The organism is Pseudomonas wadenswilerensis (assembly GCF_900497695.1).
In the GTDB taxonomy this organism is placed as follows: domain Bacteria; phylum Pseudomonadota; class Gammaproteobacteria; order Pseudomonadales; family Pseudomonadaceae; genus Aquipseudomonas; species Aquipseudomonas wadenswilerensis.
Map to the genome: position 1 here is coordinate 332,368 of NZ_UIDD01000004.1, position 16,534 is coordinate 348,901.

Genomic DNA, 16,534 nt, shown 5'->3' on the forward strand with positions numbered 1-16,534 from the left:
AAAAGGCCTGCAGTGATTACGCAGACGGGAGGAAGACGCAGGGCTGCGGAAAACCCTCACATGCGAATGAAAAATATTCTCAATTTACGGTTTGCGTTCAATCCGCACTCGGCCGTCGGCGAGGTTCACAGCCTTGATCGGCAGCAGCGCCGGCAGGGCATTGAGCAAGGCATCGGGGTCGTTGACGTCGAGGTTGCCGGAGACCTTGTAGCGGCCCAAAGCTGGATCAGCGAGCAGCACCGGTGCCGAGCGGTACAGTGCCAGTTCGTCGATCAGGCTGGCCAGTTCGCGGTTGCGAAAACTCACATGACCACTGCGCCAGTCGGCCACCTCCCGAGCGCTCAGGTTCTGCACGTTGAGGCTGCCGCGGGCCAGGTCATAGACGGCGCGCTGGCCGGCGCTCAACAGCACCGGCGGGCGATTCTCGCCCGGGGTTTCCAGGGCCACCTGACCGTGGGCGACGCTGACCACCAGCTCCTGCTGGCCGCGGCGCAGGTCAAAGCCGGTGCCGACCACCCGTACCCGGGCATTGCCGGCATCGACGAACAGCGGGCGTTCCTTGTCGGCAGCCACTTCGATGTACAGCTGGCCCTGGTCGAGGCGAATCAGCCGGCGCTCGTTGTCGAAGTTCAGGCTCAGGCGGGTGCGGGCGTTGACATCCAGCTGGCTGCCATCGGGCAGGGCCAGGTGCTGTGGGTGTTCGCTCTGTACGGCCAGCTGTTGCTGATGATGGCGGCTCGGCAGGCCGAGGTTGGCGGCCAGTACGGCGCAGACCAGCCCGGCGGCCACGGCCAGTGCCGGGCGCCAGCGCAGCGGTTTGCGGCTGGGCAGGACGACCGGTTTGTTCAGGCTCTTGAGCGCGGCCAGGTCGTCCCAGAGTTGTTCGAACTGGGCATAGGCGCGGGCGTGCTCGGGGTGCTGCAGCCACTGGGCGAAGGCTTTGCGCGATTCACGCGAGCTGTCGTTGCGGTTACGGGTAAACCAGCTGGCCGCCTGGGCATCGATGCTGCGCTTATCGATTTCAGGAGTGGGGGTCATTCTGGCTGCTCCATGCCGTTGTCACTGTCCAGGCGTTGCTTGCAATGCAGCAGGGCCGCGGCGATGTGCTTTTCCACCATGCTCACGGAAATGCCCATGCGCGCGCTGATCTGCGCCTGCGTCAAACCTTCGAAGCGGTGCAGCATAAGGGCTTCGCGGCGGCGCGGCGAGAGTTCAGCGAGGACAAGTTTCAATTGTTCCAGGCGTTGTTGCTGCTGGGCATGCTTCAGCGGGTCGCTGGCGGTGCCGGCCGGTGTCTGTTCGCTGGCCTGGGCGTCTTCGTCGAGCACGCTGTGGCGCACCTTCTGCCGGCGCCAGTGGTCACTGAGCAGGTTGCGCGCCATCTGGAACAGGAACGCCCGCGGTTGCTCGACCCGCGCCCGGTCGCGATAGCCCAGCCACTGGGTGAACACGTCCTGGGTCATGTCTGCCGCATCGTTGGCATTGTCCATGCGCTTACGCAGAAAATGCAGGATATCGGCATAGAACCCGCGACAGGTTTCGTGGGCAAAAGGGTCGGGTTTGGGGCGCGGCATGCAAGCTTTCCAGGACGGACCGGAGAGAAAGGTTGCGAATGGTATCGAGAATTATTGTTATTTACCATGCCTGTTTTTGTCGCCCATTAACGCCGCTTGCGGATCGGTACCGGCACCGGGATCTCCAGCCCAGGCGTTCCCAGCGGGTGGCTGTAAGCGTCGAAAAAGTACAGTGGCAGGTCAGGCATATCGGCAAAGCGCTGCACATAGTGCTGCTTCTGGCTGATGATCGAGGCGTCGCTCAAGGGCCGGATGGCGATGGCCAGGTGCGCCGGGCGCGCCAGCTTGATTGCCTCCAGCAAATGCCGGTCGGTGCCATCCAGGTGTTGGCCGAAAATGCACAAGCCATCCCGATGGCCGGCCAGTTCGCCGAGGGCCCAGCTGAGGTAGTCGGAACTGCGGATGGCCTTGAGCTTGTCGGCGCTGCTGCTTTCGTTGACGAACAGCGGCACGTCGCCCGGTGTGTTGACGGCAAAGCCATCGAGCAGCTGGCTGTCGGTGGCACTGCGCTGGCGGGTGCTGCCGTCCTGCTGCTTGAGCAGGTGCAGGCCGCCGTGCAGGTACAGCAAGCGCGTGCCCGGGCTGCGGGTGCGGCGGATATCGAAGTCGCCGTCTTCATCGAACAACTGCTGGAAGCCTTCCGGAGCCTGGCTGGCGGCCCAGTGGCAGATCAGGTCGTAGTTGCTGGAATAGACGCTCTGGTAGGTGCCCAGCTCGCGGTTGAGTAGCTGCAAGGTCTGGCTCGGCAGCATGCGCCAGGGGACGTGCACGCTGCGGATGGCGTGGATCAGCGCTTCCTTGATCGCGTAGTAGCGGTTCAGCGGTGCCGACGCGCTGATCGCCAGCGCGGCGTTGATCCGCACCGTGGTGTTCAGGGCACTGAGCACCGGCTCGAACAGCTCGCTGCCCAGCGACTTGAACAGCGCCTGGTCGGTCAGGCTCAGGGGTTTGTGCCGCACCCGCTGGGCCTCTTCGAACAGCGAGAAATAGCTGAACGGCCGCCACAGCGCCCGGCTGGCGCCATTGCCCAGCAGCAGGCCGCTGCACGGGTGACTGGCGTTCAGGTCTGGCCAGTGGTTGAGGCTGGCGTCGAGGTTGGCGTGAGGCATCGGGCATCTCTGTGGCAGGGCAGGCAATCGCCGGCGACTTTAGCATGCAACCGGTCTGTCATCAGCGTTGGCGACTATGCTGGATTCGCTGTGAACCAAAGGAAGGCTGAAAATGTTCAACGCTATTGGACGTGTGTGTTGCCTGGCGCTGTTGCCGATGGCGGGGCTTGCCGAGGCCGGGCAGGGCGCTGAGCTGGCCAGGGCCCAGGGGATTGCTTACCCGGCGGTGATCGCCCACCGCGGTGCTTCTTATGATGCGCCGGAGTCCACGGCACCGGCCTACCTGTTGGCGCGTGAGTTGGGCGCAGATTACCTGGAACTGGACTTGCAGCGCTCCAGCGACGGCATACTGGTTGCCGTGCATGACGACAACCTGTTGCGTACCAGCGATGTTGCCGAGCGTTTTCCCGAACGCCAGAGCAGCCCGGTCAGCGCCTTCACCCTGGCCGAACTGAAATCGCTGGATGTCGGCAGCTGGTTCAACAAGGCCTATCCCGAACGCGCCCGGGCAAGCTTCAAGGGCCTGCAGATCCAGACCCTCGATGAAGTCATGGACATCGCCGCGGCGAACCCGCAGCGCCAGCCTGGCTTGTACATCGAAACCAAGGTGCCAGGCCTGTTTCCCGGCATCGAAGCTGATCTGGGGAAAGGCCTGCAGGCCCGTGGCTGGCTCGACCAGCCGGGCCGGGTGGTGCTGCAGAGTTTCGACCGCAACAGCCTGGCGCTGCTGCACCAGCAAATGCCCCAGGTGCCCAAGATTCTGTTGTTGTGGATCGGCAAAGGCAGTATCGAACCGGCCGCGCAGCAAACCTTCGCCGAGTCGGGCGAGAGCGACAAGGCAGCCTTCTATGCCCGCCAGCAACCCAAGGACAAGGCCGAATTCGAGCGCTGGCTGGATTACGCCAAGGCTGCAGGCGCCATTGGCACCGGGCCGTCGGCGGCACTTGCCGAGGGGGGCGCGCAGAGTTACGCCGACCTGGTGCAGCCCTGGATGAATCAGCTCAGCCACGACAAAGGCCTGCTGGTGCATGTGTACACGGTTGATGAGGCGGTAGATTTTCGCAAGGTGATGGCCGCTGGCGTCGACGGTATCTTCACCAATCGCAGCGGCCAGCTGCTGCGCTATTTCGCCCGGCCAAGCGCCCACAGCGAGGCACAGATCCTGCGCGCTCACGGCTACTGAGAGACTGGCTGAGGCCAGGCGGCTGCCGTAGACTTCGCGCCTTGCACTGACTTTCAGGACACTGCCCCGATGACCTTTTCGCTGCTGCTCGCCGTACTCGCTTCCGGTTTTATCTACGGTATTACCCCGGGGCCCGGCGTGCTGGCGGTGCTCGGCATTGGTGCCACCCGCGGGCGCCGTGCCGGTGCGGGGTTTCTTTGCGGGCACTTGCTCGGCGATGTGCTGTGGTGCAGTACCGCGCTGGTGGCGATCGTCGGTGCCCGGCAAATCGGCAGTTCGGTGTTCGACATCCTCGGTGTGATCAGCGGCCTGTACCTGTTCTGGCTGGGCATGCGGGCCTTGCGCAGCCGTCCGGGCAATGGCGAGGGTGAGCAGGGGCCGGTGCGCAAGCCGTTCTGGCACGGCGTGGTGTTTGGCCTGACCAACCCCAAGGCCTACCCGGTGGCGGTGGCGACTTTCACTGCCTTGCTTTCGAGTCGCGCCGAAGCGCTCGACTGGTCGATGCTGCCGGCGCTGATCGCCCTGAGTTTTGTCGGCGGCTTGCTGGCCTACGTCATCCTGATCGGCGTGGTCGGCGCCCGCCACGTGCGCACTGTCTACACCCGCTACGAGCTGTGGATCACCCGCGCTTGCGGGCTGATGTTCATCGGCTTTGCCGTCAATGCCCTGGCGCACGCCTTGCCAGGCCTGTTGCCGCGCAACAGCTGAGGGCTGGCAGAAGGCTACACAGGTATGTGAGAATGATATGAATTCCTATTCATGTCCTTCTCGCACGCCGGACCTTCATGACTTCGCTCTCTACGCCCTGGACCGCGGCTGCCCCGGCCTTGCAGGCGGTCGCCGACGATCTGCTGGCCAACTACAGCGACTTGCGCCGCTACCTCTGTGGACGCCTGCGCAATCCGGATGATGCGGCCGACATTGCCCAGTCGAGCTTTGCCCAGGCCTATGCCCACGCCTTGAATGCCCCAGTGGTCAACGCCCGGGCCTTGCTGTTCCAGGCCGCGCGCAACCTGTGCATCGATCAATACCGACGGCGCAGCAACGAATTGGCGGCGCTGGAAGACTGGCTGACCCGGGCTGATGTGCTGAGCCCGAGCGTTGAAGAGATCATCATCGCCCGCGAGCAGTTGCAGCAGTTGATCGAGCGTATCGAGCGCATGCCGCGCCTGCGCCGCGAGGTGTTCGTTCGTGTGCGCCTGCACGGCCAGCCCCATCGCCAGGTGTGTGCCGAGCTTGAACTGTCGGCCAAGGCTGTGGAGCTGCACATCGCCCGTGCGGTGTTCGATTTGTCCGAGCTGAGCCTGGCGGCGCGGCATGCCTGAGTCTTCGCCGGTCTCCACGCGCAAGGTGCAGCAGGCCCTGACCTACCTCGCCGCGCTGAACAGCGACGACCCCGAACGGGTGCAGCAGGCGCGCGGTCAGCTGGAACGCTGGCGCGGCAAAAGCAGCGAGCACGAACGGGCCTGGCAAGAGGCTGAACAACGCTGGCAACTGGTGCATCGACTGACCCCGCAACTGCGTACGGCAGTGGCCCCGGAACCGCTCAATATCAGCCGTCGGCGTCTGCTGCGCCAGGGCGGTGGCTTGCTGGTGGCGGTGGCGGGGGCCAGTTGGCTGGGCTGGCTGTGGCGGCGTACGCCGCAGTTCGATCGCCTGCTGCAAACCGTGCATGCCGAACCGCCACGCCGCGAGATCTTGCCCGATGGCAGCCAGTTGCTGCTGGCCGCCGAATCCAGCCTGCGCATCGAGTACAGCAACGGCGTGCGCCAGGTGCGCTTGCTGCATGGCAATGTCTATTTCGATGTGGCGCGCGAGCGCTTGCGGCCGTTTCTAATCAGCACCCGGCTGGGCGAGGTTCAGGTGCTGGGCACGGCGTTCAGTGTCAGCGACCGCGGCGGTGAGATTCAGATTGCCGTGGCCCGTGGACGGGTCGAGGTGCGAGGCCTGCGTGAAGGTTCGCAGGTACTGCAGGCCGGTGAGCGCATCAGCCTCGATGCGCAAGGCCGTTTGCTGCCGCTCAGGGCTGATCCGCATGCCACGGCGAGTCTGCAGCATTGGCAGCGTGGCTGGTGGTCGTTCACCGATGCGCCGCTGGTCGAGGTGATCGCCGAGCTCAACGCCTATGCCCTGCAACCGGTGACGCTGGCCGCTGATGCCGCCCAACTGCACCTGACCGGCAGCTTCCCTAGCGACCAACCGGAAATGCTCCTGCAGACGCTACCGAAAATCCTCCCGGTGAGCCTGGTTCAGCATGGACAGCAACGCACCCTGCAACGGCGCTGAAAAAGTTTTGAGGGGTAATGGCGAGGTGGCCCGTCTTCATCGCTGAACCCACCTCTGCAAGGACAGATCATGTCGCTTCCCCATGCCCGCCCGGCACACCCTGTGGCTTTCCCCGGTACCCTGCGTCGGCTGGCGCTGGCCTGTGCCCTGGGTAGCGCCAGCCTGTTGCCGTTGAGCGCGGTCAACGCCGCCGCCCTGGCCGCCGATGCTCAGGCCTTGAGCCTGAACCTGCCGGGCCAGTCCCTGGAAGCCGCGGTGCATGCCCTGGCCCGCGAAGCCGGGGTCGCCATCGCCGCCGACAGCCAGTTGCTGGCCGGCCGCAGCGCCCCGGCATTGCAGGGCCGGTTCACCTTGCAGCAGGCCTTGCAGCGCTTGCTGGCCAACAGCGGCCTGGTGGCCAGCGAAGAGAACGGGGTGATCATCCTGCGCAGCCTGAACAGCGACGGCGCCCTGACCCTGGGCGAGCTGAACATCAACGCCAACAGCAACCCCAGCAGCGTACCCGAGGCCTACAGCGGTGGCCAGGTTGCTCGCGGCGCACGGCTGGGCATGCTGGGTAATCGCGATGTGATGGAGACGCCCTTCAACGTCACGTCCTACACCGCCCAGCACATGGAAAACCAGCAAAGCGGCACGGTTGGCGCGGTGCTGCGCAACGATCCGTCGATCCGCTTCAGCACGGGCGAAGGCCACGCCTACGAAAACTTCATGATCCGTGGCTACTCCCTCGACTCCACCGAGCTTGCGCTAAATGGTCTGTACGGCCTGGCCCCGGATGGCCACGTGCCGACCGAGTTCCTTGAGCGGGTTGAAGTGCTCAAGGGGCCCGGTGCCTTGCTCAACGGCATGGCGCCCAACGGCGGTGTCGGCGGGGTGATCAACCTGGTGCCCAAGCGCGCCGGCGAAGCGCCGCTGACCCGTTTGACCAGCAGCTACGTGTCTGACGGTTATGTTGCTGAACACATCGATCTGAGCCGTCGCCTGGGTGACGAGCAGCGCTTCGGCATTCGCTTCAACGGTGTCTATGGCAGCGGCGAAACCGGTGTCGACCAGCAGTCCAAGGACCGCACCCTGGCATCGCTGGGCATGGACTACCGTGGCGATGGCTGGAAGCTCGAACTGGATGCCTACGAGAGCCACGAAAAACTTGAGGACGGCAGCCCGATGATGGCCGGCTTCAGCAAACTGGGCTACGTCACCAAGGCGCCGAAACCGGATACCAACATCCTCGACGGCATCTCGGCCAAGCAGATCAGCAAGGCCGTGGTGCTGCGCGGCGAATACGACCTCAACGATGACTGGAGCGCCTACGCCAGCGTCGGCAGCGCCCGCACCCGCTACAAAGGCTTTCTCAATGGCACCCGGGTGATCGTCACCGGCGCCAACGGCGATGCCAGCGGCGAGACCTACAACCAGGCCGGCTACACCCATAGCCTGTCCACCGAGGCCGGGGTGCGTGGCAACTTCGTCACCGGCCCGGTGAACCATCAACTCGTGCTGAGTACCACCCTGCTGCACCAGGACATCGGCCGCGCCGCCACCGTGACCAGCAAGAAGTACCTGACCAACATCTACCATCCGGGCAAGCCGATCATTGCCGGCGACATCGGTTCCAGCGACAAGACTGGCGACAACACCCTGTCCAGCTTCGCCGTCGCCGATACCCTGGGCTTTATCGACGACAGAGTGCTGCTGACCCTCGGCGTGCGCTCGCAACGGGTGCGGCAGAAGATGAGCAAGCCGGCCTACGACGAGCGCGCCCTGACCCCGGCCCTGGGCCTGGTGCTCAAGCCCTGGGACGCGCCGGTGTCGCTGTACGCCAACTACATCGAAGGCTTGACCCAGGGCGGCATGGTCACCGACTTGGCCGCCGCCAACTACGGCGAGCAGTTCGCCCCGTACAAGGCCAAGCAGATGGAGGCCGGGGTCAAGTGGGACCTGGGCGACTTCACCCACACCCTCAGCGTGTTCCAGATCGAGAAGCCGAGCATGCTCCTCGACCGCGCCAGCAATCGCTACACCGACGATGGCGAGCAGCGTAACCGTGGCGTCGAATGGAACCTGTTCGGCTCGCTGACCCCGAGCGTGCGCCTGCTCGGCGGTGTCACTTACACCCGTGCCGAACTGACCCGCACCGCTGGCGGCACTTTCGATGGCAACACCGCCCGTGGTGTGCCGGCCTGGTCGGCCAACCTCGGCGCCGAGTGGGACACCCCCTGGGTCGAGGGCCTGACCCTGACCGCGCTGGGCATCCACAGCAGCTCGCAGTACCTCGATAGCGCCAACGACCTGAAAATCCCGCAGTGGACCCGCTACGACCTCGGCGGCCGCTACAGCACGCGCATCCTCAGCAAGGACGTGGTACTGCGCGCCAGCCTGGAGAACGTCGAGAACCGCGCCTACTGGGCCGGGGTGTTCAACGACGGCTATGCCACGGTCAGCGAGCCACGCACGCTGAAACTCTCCGCCAGCATCGACTTCTGAGGTGAACATGCAGACGTTCAATCAATGGAGCTGCGCCCTGGCGCTGGCCCTGTGCGTGAGTGGCAACGCGATGGCGGAAACCGACAATATCCTGCACCCGGGGCAAACTGTCAGCGCCAGCTTTGCCCAGGCGCAACAACCAATCTGGACCGTGCAGCTCAAGACCGGCGATCTGGTCCAGGGGCGGCTGCAGGGCGATGTCAGCCTGCGTTTGCTCGATGCCCAGGGCCAACCTGTGCGGCTGCTGATCGATGGCCGGGACCAGCCGCGCGAGTTCATCTTCATCGCCGATCGCGATGGCGCCTACGGCCTGCGTGCCGAGGCGCTGGCCACCCGGCCGCAAGCCACCTACGCGTTAAGCCTGAAGCCGGTGATTTCAGCCAGCGCGCAGAAGCGCACGGCTGCCCCGTTGCAGAGCCCGACCCTGCGGGCGTTGCAGCAACAGCTGGCCCAGGGGGCGAGCACCGAAACCTTCTGGAAGGATCGTCAGCAACAGGGCGCGCCGATGGTCGAAGCGGTGGAGGGCAAGCCTGGCTTGTCCTTGGTGACCTTCCTCTGGCGCGGTGCGCGGAACAACGTGCGGGTGTTCGGCGCGCCCTCGGGTAATCACGATGAGCTGCAACGTCTTGGCGACAGTGACGTGTGGTTTCGCAGCTATCTGCTGCCTGCGTCTGCACGCCTGAGCTACCAGATGGCCCCGGACGTCCCGGCGTCCGATGATCGTCGAATGATCCTCGCCAGCACCCAGCGTGATCCGCTCAACCCGAACCGCTTTGCTGATGGCAGCGGTGATCCGTTCCTGTCGCGCTCGCGCCTGGAACTGCCTGCAGCGCCCGCGCAGCCCTGGGTCGCCGAACGCCCGGGCATTGCCCGTGGCACCCTGGAGCGCAAGGTGCTGAGCAGCAAACTGCTGGGCAACGAGCGTGACGTGTACCTGTACCGGCCGGCGCAGTGGCAGGCTGGCGCGAAGGGGCAGGGCTTGCTGGTGCTGTTCGATGCCCATGCCTATACCCGCCAGGTGCCGACGCCGACGATTCTCGACAACCTGATCGCCGAGGGTCTGATCCCACCCACCGCGGCGTTGATCATCGCCAACCCCAGCGACCTCAGCCGCCAGCAGGAGTTGCCGCCCAACCCGCAGTTCGCCCGCTTCATGGCGGAAGAGCTGATGCCCTGGGCGCGCCAGCAAGGCCTGGCGGCGTCGGCAGCGCGCACCGTGGTCGCCGGTTCCAGCTACGGCGGCCTGGCTTCGGCCTATATGGGACTGAAGCACCCGGAACTGTTCGGCAATGTGTTGAGCATGTCCGGTTCCTACTGGTGGGGGCATGAGGGCGAGGAGCCGGGCTGGCTCACCCGCGAATACGTCAAGTCGCCTAAGCAACCGCTGCGCTTCTACCTGCAGTCGGGCCTGTTCGAAGGACCGAAAATCCTCGACACCAACCGCCATCTGCGTGATGTGCTGTTGGCCAAAGGCTATGCAGTGGAGCAGGTCGAGTACCCGGCCGGGCATGATTATTTGCAGTGGCGGGGCAGCCTGCCGTGTGGCTTGATCAGCTTGATCGGCAAGGCTGCGCAAGCGCCCGAGGCCTGTCAGCTCCGGTAATGGCTCGATCGCGGGGCAAGCCCGCTCCTACCCATCTGTAGGAGCGGGCTTGCCCCGCGATGCCGTTTCCATCCCCGGCACCGTTGCCCTGCGACTGCGGTTACGCCATAACCGATACGCCCTGATCCCCGAGCGCACCGAGCCAAACAGCAAGCCGTTCTCCATCTCCCGCGCGATCCCCGAGCGCACCAGCATGCGCAAGAAGCGCCCGCGCGCCCGGGCGATGCCGAAGTAGATGCCGCGGGCTTTCAAGGTATCGCGCACCTCGCGCAGGGCAGCGATGCCGCTGACATCGATCGAGCTGACCGCCTCGGCATCGAACAGCACCGCGCGCGGCTGCTCTTCGCGCTGCACCGCCTCAAGCAAACGCATCTTGAAGTAGTCGGCATTGAAGAACAGGATCGCATCGTCAAAGCGATACACCACCAGCCCCTGCACCGTGCGCGCATCCTGGTGGCGGCGGATGTCGACCTGGCCTTCGATGCCCGGTACCCAGCCGAGTACTGCATCGGTGGGCTGATAGATGCTGTAGAGCAGGCGCAGGATCGCCAGGGTCACGGCGATGATGATGCCCGGCAGCACGCCGACCCCGAGCACGCCGACGGTGGTCAGCACGCACAACCAGAACTCGAAGCGGCTGAGGCTGTAGATTTTCTTCAGCGACTGCACATCGATCAGGCCCCAGCCGGCCATCAGCAGCACCGCGCCGAGGGCGGCCTGGGGAATCCAGGCCATGGGCGTGGTGAAGGCGAGCAGGATCAGGGCGATGACCAGGGCGGCGATAATCCCCACCAGCTGGCTTTTACCACCGACCATGTCGTTGACCGCGGTGCGTGAGTCGGCACCGCTGATGGCAAAGCCCTGGGAAACCCCGGCGGCAATGTTGGTTACCCCGAGCGCCAGGAATTCATGGTTGGCGTTGATCGCATATCCATGGCGGGCAGCAAAGCTGCGGGCAGTGAGCATGGCGCTGCAAAAGCTCACGGTGGCGATACCCAGGGCATCGCGCAGCAGGCTTTTCATCTCTTCCAGATTGGTTTGCGGCCAGGCCAGTTCCGGCATGCCGGCCGGCACCGGGCCGAGAATCGCCACGCCGAAGCGGTCGAGGCCAAACAGCCCGACCACCAGGGTTGCCACTGCCACGGTCACCAGCGCCGCCGGCAGGCGCGGGTAGCGGCGCGGCAGCCAGATCAGCAAACCCAGCCCGGCGACGCCGATCACCAGGGTCAGCCAGTGGATTTCTTCCAGGCGCTGCAGCAGGTTGATCAGGCTGAGGATGAAGCCGTTGCCTTCGATCTGGAATCCCACCACCTTGCCCAGTTGCCCGGCCAGCAGGCTCAGGCCAATACCGTTGAGGTAGCCGATGAGAATGGGCCGCGAGAAAAAACTGGCAATAAACCCGGCCCGCGCCAGCCCGGCACCGATCAGCATCAAACCGACCAGGATGGTGACAATCACCGACAACTGCGCCAGCCGCGCCGGGTCGCCCATGGCCAACGGTGCAATGGCCCCGGCGACCATGGCGCAGGTGGCGGCATCCGGGCCGACCATCAACTGCCGCGAACTGCCGATCAGGGCATAGACCATCATCGGCAGGATGCACGCATACAAGCCGTACTGCGGCGGCAGCCCGACGATCTGCGCATAGGCAATGGCGATAGGAATCTGGATCGCCGCCACCGACAAACCGGCCTGCAGGTCATGGCGAAACCATTCGCGGCGGTATTGCAACAGATTGGCCAGGCCTGGCAGCCAGCGGGAGAGAAACATGCACGGATCCTTTCGAGTGTTTCGCGGTGGGCTATTAAAGCGCAGTGCGTAGTGCCTGGGCAGGGCGTCAAATCAAAAACACCGCTGTTAAGTCTGGTTCAAGCCGTGGAGAATGCCGGCCGATTACAGGGACATTGAATGGAAGCCGATGGAACGCACGATCAATAGCTGGAAAAAGCCCGCAATCCTGCTGAGCCTGGCCTGGTGCTGCACCGCCCAGGGCATGGGCGACATCTTTGGCGATGGCACTGGCAATGTTGATGGCATGCTGACCCTGGGGGCCACGGTGTACGTGCCCTTCATGCTCACCGGGGCAACCACCTTCGGGCCCACCATGGCCTCCGAGGGGACTTCCGGCAGCGATGGCAAGCGGGTGCTTGCACAAGCCCGTGACGATGCTGCGGCGTTCATTGCCAGTGACGGGGCTTACCGGGGTGTCTATCTGCAATCGGCGCTGAATTGGTTGCGCAGCGAGGGGCGTGGAGCAGGCGCAACGGACCGCGAGCTGGCCCAGGGAATACTGGTGCTGGCAGCAGTTGAGGCGAAGGGGATTTAGCGAAACAGCCACCAGGGCGGTGGCCAAGGCCTCAGCTGCGCTGAAACCTGAAAGAAACTGGAGCGGGTGAAGGGAATCGAACCCTCGTTATCAGCTTGGGAAGCTGGAGTAATGCCATTATACGACACCCGCTTTCAGGGCTGACTTTGTACCAGAACTTCGCCGCGATTTGAAGCTCTTTGTTGCTGCAGAGCCATCGGCCGGTGGCCGCTAGTGCAAGGTCGTGCATCTTCTTTCTGGCCTTTGGGGCCGTTGATGCAGGAGGCTGCGCTAGCGGTCACCGTGTCGCTCAGATAGCCAGTGCATGGTGCTCCTGGGTGTAGCTGTAACGGGGACGCGATTCTTTCAGCGCAGGCTTGAGGAAACCCAGCAGCACTTCACGGGTGTCGCGGCAGGCGGCCTTGTGTTCCATGTCGAGGAAATGGCCGGTGGCGCGGATCTCGCGAAAGTGGCTGTTGCGCACATGCTGACCGAACTGGCGGGCATCCTCGGTGGTGGTGTATTCGTCCCACTCGCCATTCATGAACAGCACCGGAATGTCGATCACCCGCGCCGCCCGCAGAGCGTTGCCCAGGTCGTGGTCGAGCACCTGGTTGATGTGAAAGTGCATCTGCGCGTATTCGTGGTTGTCCAGGCTGCTGACGTGCCGGTAGTTGAAGCGCTTGAACAGCGACGGCAGGTGCTTGCCGATAGTGTCATTGACCAGGTTGCCGACCCGGTAGCGATCGCAGGCGCTCAGGTACTGGCAACCGCGTTCGAGGTAGTCGCGCATCGGTTCGTTGATCACCGGCGAGAACGAACTGACCACGGCCTTTTCGATGCGCCGTGGCTTGTGCGCCAGGGCCAGCAGGGTGCAGGCGCCGCCCCAGGAGAAGGACATGACGTGATCGGCGCCAAAATGGTCGATCAGCTCCAGGAGGATCTGCCCTTCGGTTTCCTTGGTCAGCAGATGTTCGTTGCGGTTGTGTGGCTTGGACTTGCCGGCGTAGGGCTGGTCATAGAGCACCACGTTGAATTGCGGGTGCAGGTTGCGCACCGTCTGGGCAAAGGAGGCCGTAGTGGCCAGCGAGCCATTGATCAGGATGATCGTCTTCTCAGCGGCGTCTGCGCGATAGAACTCCGTGTAAACCCGATACTGACCTTGTATATCAAGCACAGCGATTTCTGGCCTCATGTCGTCGACTCCTGGCGCAAAAAGGGTGTTCGCACATGCAAGGATGCGCGTTCTTTATGACAGGTAGGCATACGCCTTGAAGTAGCTGAGGGCCCTGGTCGATCCGTTGGCACGCTGGTCGACCGGTATTGTTCTAGGAGGGCAATCTGCCGGACGCCGATGCTTCGAGGCACGGGTCGCCAGCAAAAAGGTGTCTTGGACTACGACTGTGACCGGTGAGTCACATGCAGACTGACGATTGGATTCAAGCAGGCACCTGGGCAACCCGCAAGTGCCTTTCGGGCAATTGGTGAAATTTTTCCGCCAGGCGGTCGCAGGCTCAGATCGCCTGGATTTCTTCCGGATAGAGCGCCCGGTACTGGCCCGGTTGCAGGTTCGGGTCCAGCTGCAATGGGCCCATGCGTTCGCGGTGCAGGCGCAGGACCTTGTTGTCGAAGTAGCCGAACATGCGCTTGACCTGGTGATAGCGCCCTTCAACGATGCTCAGGCGGGCGCTGCGCGGGCCCAGCAGGGTCAGTTCGGCGGGCTGGGTGGTGAGGTCTTCGAAGGCGAAGTAGAAGCCCTGCCGGAACTTGTCGATGTAGTGTTCGCCAATCTCCTGCTCGGTCTCGACGTAGTAGACCTTGGGCAGTTTGGTCTGCGGCTGGGTCAGGCGCCGCGACCACAGGCCGTCGTTGGTCAGCAACATCAGCCCGGTGGTGTTGAAGTCCAGGCGCCCGGCGATATGCAGGTCCTGGGTATCGGGCTGGTCGATCAGCTCGATCACTGTGGGGTGCTGCGGGTCCTGGGTGGCACTGACGCAACCCTGGGGCTTGTGCAGCATCAGGTAGCGCAGCGGGCGCCCGGCCTGCAGCAGTTGCTCGTCGACTTCGATGCGGCTGAACTCGCGCACCTCGACGCGCGGATCGCTGACGCACTGGCCATCCACGCGCACGCGCCGCTCGACCAGCAGCAGGCGGACTTGCTGACGGCTGAAGCAGGGCAGGTTGCTGAGGAATCGATCGAGACGCATACAAAGCCAGGCGCAGGGCGCGACAGTTTAACCTTCGGGCGAGGCCTTGGCTGCCTGCAATTGCGCCTCGACCTCGGCGCAGCGCGGGCACAGGCAGGCCTTGTCGCGCAGTTCGGGCGGCAGGGCCTCCAGGACCTTGGGGTCGATGCTCACGCCATAGCACCAGCAGGCCTGGGCGGCCGTGCGCGGGTCGGCCAGGCTGCAACGGTTGCTGGCGCCACAGGCGGGGCAAAGGCGGCTGTCATTCATGATCGAGGCTGTTCATGGTCGGATCGGGGCATCTCGGCGCAAACGCGGTTGCGTCCACTCTGTTTGGCCCGGTAAAGGGCGTGATCGGCACGGGCAATCAGGCTGTGCAGGGTGTCGTCGGCCTGCAGGTTGCTCAAGCCGATGCTGGCGGTCAGGTGGATCGGTTGCTCAGCATAGGTAAAAGCCAGTGCTTCGGTCTTGCTGCGAATCTTCTCGGCCACCGCCAGTGCACTGTGGCTGTCGGTGTCCTTGAGCAGCACGATGAATTCCTCACCACCCCAGCGGCAGATGATATCAGCATGACGCAGGCACTCTTCCAGCACCTGGGCGAACTGGCGCAGCACTTCGTCGCCGGCCAGGTGGCCGTGAGTGTCGTTGAGCGCCTTGAAGTGGTCGAGGTCGATCAGCAGGGCGATCAGCGGTTTGGGTTCGCGCTGGGCTTCTTGCAGGGCTTGCGCGGCCAGCAGGTCGAAACCGCGGCGGTTGGGCAGGCCGGTGAGGCTGTCGAGGGTGGCCAGGGCCTCGATGTTGTCCTGATGGCGCTTGACCATGGCATTGAGCAGCGACAGCACCACCAGGGTGATCATCGCGCAGATTGCCAGGTTCAGGTACAGCGACTGGCGAATGGCGTCCATGGCGCCGTCTTCGCGCTTGTCGACGAACAGGTACCAGTTCAGCTCCGGCACCAGGCGCACGTTGAGGAAATGGCTGTGGCCGTCGCTGCTGCGGTACTCGTGGCTGCCGCTGACCGGTTGGGGCATTTGCCCGAACCCGTCCAGTTCGACCAGCGACTGCCCGGTCCTGGCACCATGGGGCCCGCCGTTCGAGCCGGTCAGCACGATGAGCCCCTGCTGGTCGACGAAGAACACCTGGCGCTGGTAGCGCTGCTGATAGTCATCGATCAGGCGGATCACCGCTTCGACGGTCAGGCCGATACCGGCAACGCCGATGAACTTGCCGTCGTAATCGAACACCCGGTAGTTGATGAATACCGTGAGGCGGTCCTGATTGGCCATGTCGAGGTCGACGTTGATCTCGTAGGGCGTGTTCATTTTCAGCACCCGCTGGTACCAGGCATCCCGCGGTTCTTGTGGGTCGATCTTCTTCAGTACGCCTTTGGCCTGGTAGTAGACACCCGTGTTGCTGGAGACGAAGAACGCCGTGTAGGCCTGGTACTGGCGCATGATTTCGCCCAGGTAGCGGGTGACCTGAGCGGTGTCGCGCTCGCCGCCCAGGGCCCAGTCGCGCAGGAAGGTGTCGTGGGCCATCATCGACGAGATCAGGATCGGCCGCACGAGGTCCTTCTGGATTTCCGAATAGACCGTATCGGAGGTCAGCGGCAGCTCGGTGTTGATGATGCTGTCGCGGATCGAGCTGCGTGAGGCGAAGTAGCTGAGCAAGGAGGTCGACAGGAAGCCGCAGGCGAGCAACAGCAGTAATGTCAGGATCAGCGAGCGCTGCGAAAACAGGGCGGAACGAGGCGGCATGACATTCCCGGTCTGTGGGCCATTGGCCTTCATTCTAGTGGTCTGGC

15 protein-coding genes and 1 tRNA gene are annotated in these 16,534 nt (G+C 64.0%); 7 read left to right on the plus strand and 9 right to left on the minus strand.

Annotation, left to right across the window (positions count from 1 at the left end):
* Positions 1 to 84: 84 nt before the first annotated feature.
* The 3 genes from CCOS864_RS06330 to CCOS864_RS06340 form a co-directional block, all read right to left on the minus strand.
* On the minus strand, positions 85 to 1,038 hold the full coding sequence (locus CCOS864_RS06330) for a FecR family protein (RefSeq protein ID WP_115085537.1): 954 nt from the start codon (positions 1,036 to 1,038) through the stop codon (positions 85 to 87).
* Positions 1,035 to 1,574 (minus strand): RNA polymerase sigma factor, encoded by a 540-nt coding sequence (locus CCOS864_RS06335; protein WP_115085538.1) that lies wholly within the window; start codon positions 1,572 to 1,574, stop codon positions 1,035 to 1,037. The genes CCOS864_RS06330 and CCOS864_RS06335 overlap by 4 nt, the downstream gene beginning before the upstream one ends.
* A gap of 86 nt (positions 1,575 to 1,660) precedes the next feature.
* Positions 1,661 to 2,683, minus strand: coding sequence for a DUF4917 family protein (locus CCOS864_RS06340; RefSeq protein WP_115085539.1), 1,023 nt, complete (start codon positions 2,681 to 2,683; stop codon positions 1,661 to 1,663).
* Between the two features lie 112 nt (positions 2,684 to 2,795).
* Between CCOS864_RS06340 and CCOS864_RS06345 the strand changes: the two genes are divergently transcribed.
* The 6 genes from CCOS864_RS06345 (at position 2,796) to fes (ending at position 10,239) form a co-directional block, all read left to right on the plus strand.
* The gene (locus CCOS864_RS06345; protein ID WP_115085540.1) at positions 2,796 to 3,866 is read left to right on the plus strand and encodes a glycerophosphodiester phosphodiesterase; all 1,071 of its coding nucleotides are present in this window, start codon (positions 2,796 to 2,798) and stop codon (positions 3,864 to 3,866) included.
* A gap of 69 nt (positions 3,867 to 3,935) precedes the next feature.
* Positions 3,936 to 4,574, plus strand: coding sequence for a LysE family translocator (locus tag CCOS864_RS06350; protein ID WP_115085541.1), 639 nt, complete (start codon positions 3,936 to 3,938; stop codon positions 4,572 to 4,574).
* A 77-nt stretch (positions 4,575 to 4,651) separates the two neighbouring features.
* A complete protein-coding gene (locus CCOS864_RS06355; protein WP_115085542.1) occupies positions 4,652 to 5,191 on the plus strand; it encodes an RNA polymerase sigma factor in 540 nt (179 codons plus the stop codon).
* Positions 5,184 to 6,152: a FecR family protein gene (locus CCOS864_RS06360; protein WP_115085543.1), complete on the plus strand. Its 969-nt coding sequence runs from the start codon at positions 5,184 to 5,186 to the stop codon at positions 6,150 to 6,152. The genes CCOS864_RS06355 and CCOS864_RS06360 overlap by 8 nt, the downstream gene beginning before the upstream one ends.
* A gap of 69 nt (positions 6,153 to 6,221) precedes the next feature.
* Complete coding sequence (locus CCOS864_RS06365) at positions 6,222 to 8,636, plus strand: TonB-dependent receptor (RefSeq protein ID WP_115085544.1); 2,415 nt, start codon at positions 6,222 to 6,224, stop codon at positions 8,634 to 8,636.
* Positions 8,637 to 8,643: 7 nt separating this feature from the next.
* On the plus strand, positions 8,644 to 10,239 hold the full coding sequence (gene fes / locus CCOS864_RS06370) for an enterochelin esterase (RefSeq protein ID WP_233673912.1): 1,596 nt from the start codon (positions 8,644 to 8,646) through the stop codon (positions 10,237 to 10,239).
* A gap of 27 nt (positions 10,240 to 10,266) precedes the next feature.
* Here the strand turns inward: fes and CCOS864_RS06375 are convergent, their stop codons facing one another.
* Positions 10,267 to 12,009 carry a SulP family inorganic anion transporter gene (locus CCOS864_RS06375; RefSeq protein ID WP_115085545.1) on the minus strand — a complete coding sequence of 581 codons (1,743 nt, stop codon included), beginning with the start codon at positions 12,007 to 12,009 and terminating at the stop codon, positions 10,267 to 10,269.
* A 148-nt stretch (positions 12,010 to 12,157) separates the two neighbouring features.
* Between CCOS864_RS06375 and CCOS864_RS06380 the strand changes: the two genes are divergently transcribed.
* A complete protein-coding gene (locus CCOS864_RS06380; protein WP_233673913.1) occupies positions 12,158 to 12,565 on the plus strand; it encodes a DUF2388 domain-containing protein in 408 nt (135 codons plus the stop codon).
* Positions 12,566 to 12,623: 58 nt separating this feature from the next.
* Here the strand turns inward: CCOS864_RS06380 and CCOS864_RS06385 are convergent.
* From CCOS864_RS06385 to CCOS864_RS06405, 5 genes are all read right to left on the minus strand, one after another.
* Positions 12,624 to 12,697: transfer RNA gene (locus CCOS864_RS06385), tRNA-Gly, on the minus strand.
* A 157-nt stretch (positions 12,698 to 12,854) separates the two neighbouring features.
* On the minus strand, positions 12,855 to 13,739 hold the full coding sequence (locus CCOS864_RS06390) for an alpha/beta fold hydrolase (protein ID WP_115085546.1): 885 nt from the start codon (positions 13,737 to 13,739) through the stop codon (positions 12,855 to 12,857).
* A gap of 319 nt (positions 13,740 to 14,058) precedes the next feature.
* On the minus strand, positions 14,059 to 14,751 hold the full coding sequence (locus tag CCOS864_RS06395; protein WP_115085547.1) for a pseudouridine synthase: 693 nt from the start codon (positions 14,749 to 14,751) through the stop codon (positions 14,059 to 14,061).
* Between the two features lie 27 nt (positions 14,752 to 14,778).
* On the minus strand, positions 14,779 to 15,000 hold the full coding sequence (locus CCOS864_RS06400; RefSeq protein WP_115085548.1) for a cysteine-rich CWC family protein: 222 nt from the start codon (positions 14,998 to 15,000) through the stop codon (positions 14,779 to 14,781).
* The gene (locus CCOS864_RS06405; RefSeq protein ID WP_115085702.1) at positions 14,997 to 16,487 is read right to left on the minus strand and encodes a sensor domain-containing diguanylate cyclase; all 1,491 of its coding nucleotides are present in this window, start codon (positions 16,485 to 16,487) and stop codon (positions 14,997 to 14,999) included. The genes CCOS864_RS06400 and CCOS864_RS06405 overlap by 4 nt, the downstream gene beginning before the upstream one ends.
* Positions 16,488 to 16,534: the final 47 nt, after the last annotated feature.

Coding starts and splice junctions, on each gene's coding strand:
- CCOS864_RS06330 (WP_115085537.1), bottom strand. CDS start 1,038: ATGACCCCCACTCCTGAAATCGATAAGCGCAGCATCGATGCCCAGGCG.
- CCOS864_RS06335 (WP_115085538.1), bottom strand. CDS start 1,574: ATGCCGCGCCCCAAACCCGACCCTTTTGCCCACGAAACCTGTCGCGGG.
- CCOS864_RS06340 (WP_115085539.1), bottom strand. CDS start 2,683: ATGCCTCACGCCAACCTCGACGCCAGCCTCAACCACTGGCCAGACCTG.
- CCOS864_RS06345 (WP_115085540.1), top strand. CDS start 2,796: ATGTTCAACGCTATTGGACGTGTGTGTTGCCTGGCGCTGTTGCCGATG.
- CCOS864_RS06350 (WP_115085541.1), top strand. CDS start 3,936: ATGACCTTTTCGCTGCTGCTCGCCGTACTCGCTTCCGGTTTTATCTAC.
- CCOS864_RS06355 (WP_115085542.1), top strand. CDS start 4,652: ATGACTTCGCTCTCTACGCCCTGGACCGCGGCTGCCCCGGCCTTGCAG.
- CCOS864_RS06360 (WP_115085543.1), top strand. CDS start 5,184: ATGCCTGAGTCTTCGCCGGTCTCCACGCGCAAGGTGCAGCAGGCCCTG.
- CCOS864_RS06365 (WP_115085544.1), top strand. CDS start 6,222: ATGTCGCTTCCCCATGCCCGCCCGGCACACCCTGTGGCTTTCCCCGGT.
- fes (WP_233673912.1), top strand. CDS start 8,644: ATGCAGACGTTCAATCAATGGAGCTGCGCCCTGGCGCTGGCCCTGTGC.
- CCOS864_RS06375 (WP_115085545.1), bottom strand. CDS start 12,009: ATGTTTCTCTCCCGCTGGCTGCCAGGCCTGGCCAATCTGTTGCAATAC.
- CCOS864_RS06380 (WP_233673913.1), top strand. CDS start 12,158: ATGGAACGCACGATCAATAGCTGGAAAAAGCCCGCAATCCTGCTGAGC.
- CCOS864_RS06390 (WP_115085546.1), bottom strand. CDS start 13,739: ATGAGGCCAGAAATCGCTGTGCTTGATATACAAGGTCAGTATCGGGTT.
- CCOS864_RS06395 (WP_115085547.1), bottom strand. CDS start 14,751: ATGCGTCTCGATCGATTCCTCAGCAACCTGCCCTGCTTCAGCCGTCAG.
- CCOS864_RS06400 (WP_115085548.1), bottom strand. CDS start 15,000: ATGAATGACAGCCGCCTTTGCCCCGCCTGTGGCGCCAGCAACCGTTGC.
- CCOS864_RS06405 (WP_115085702.1), bottom strand. CDS start 16,487: ATGCCGCCTCGTTCCGCCCTGTTTTCGCAGCGCTCGCTGATCCTGACA.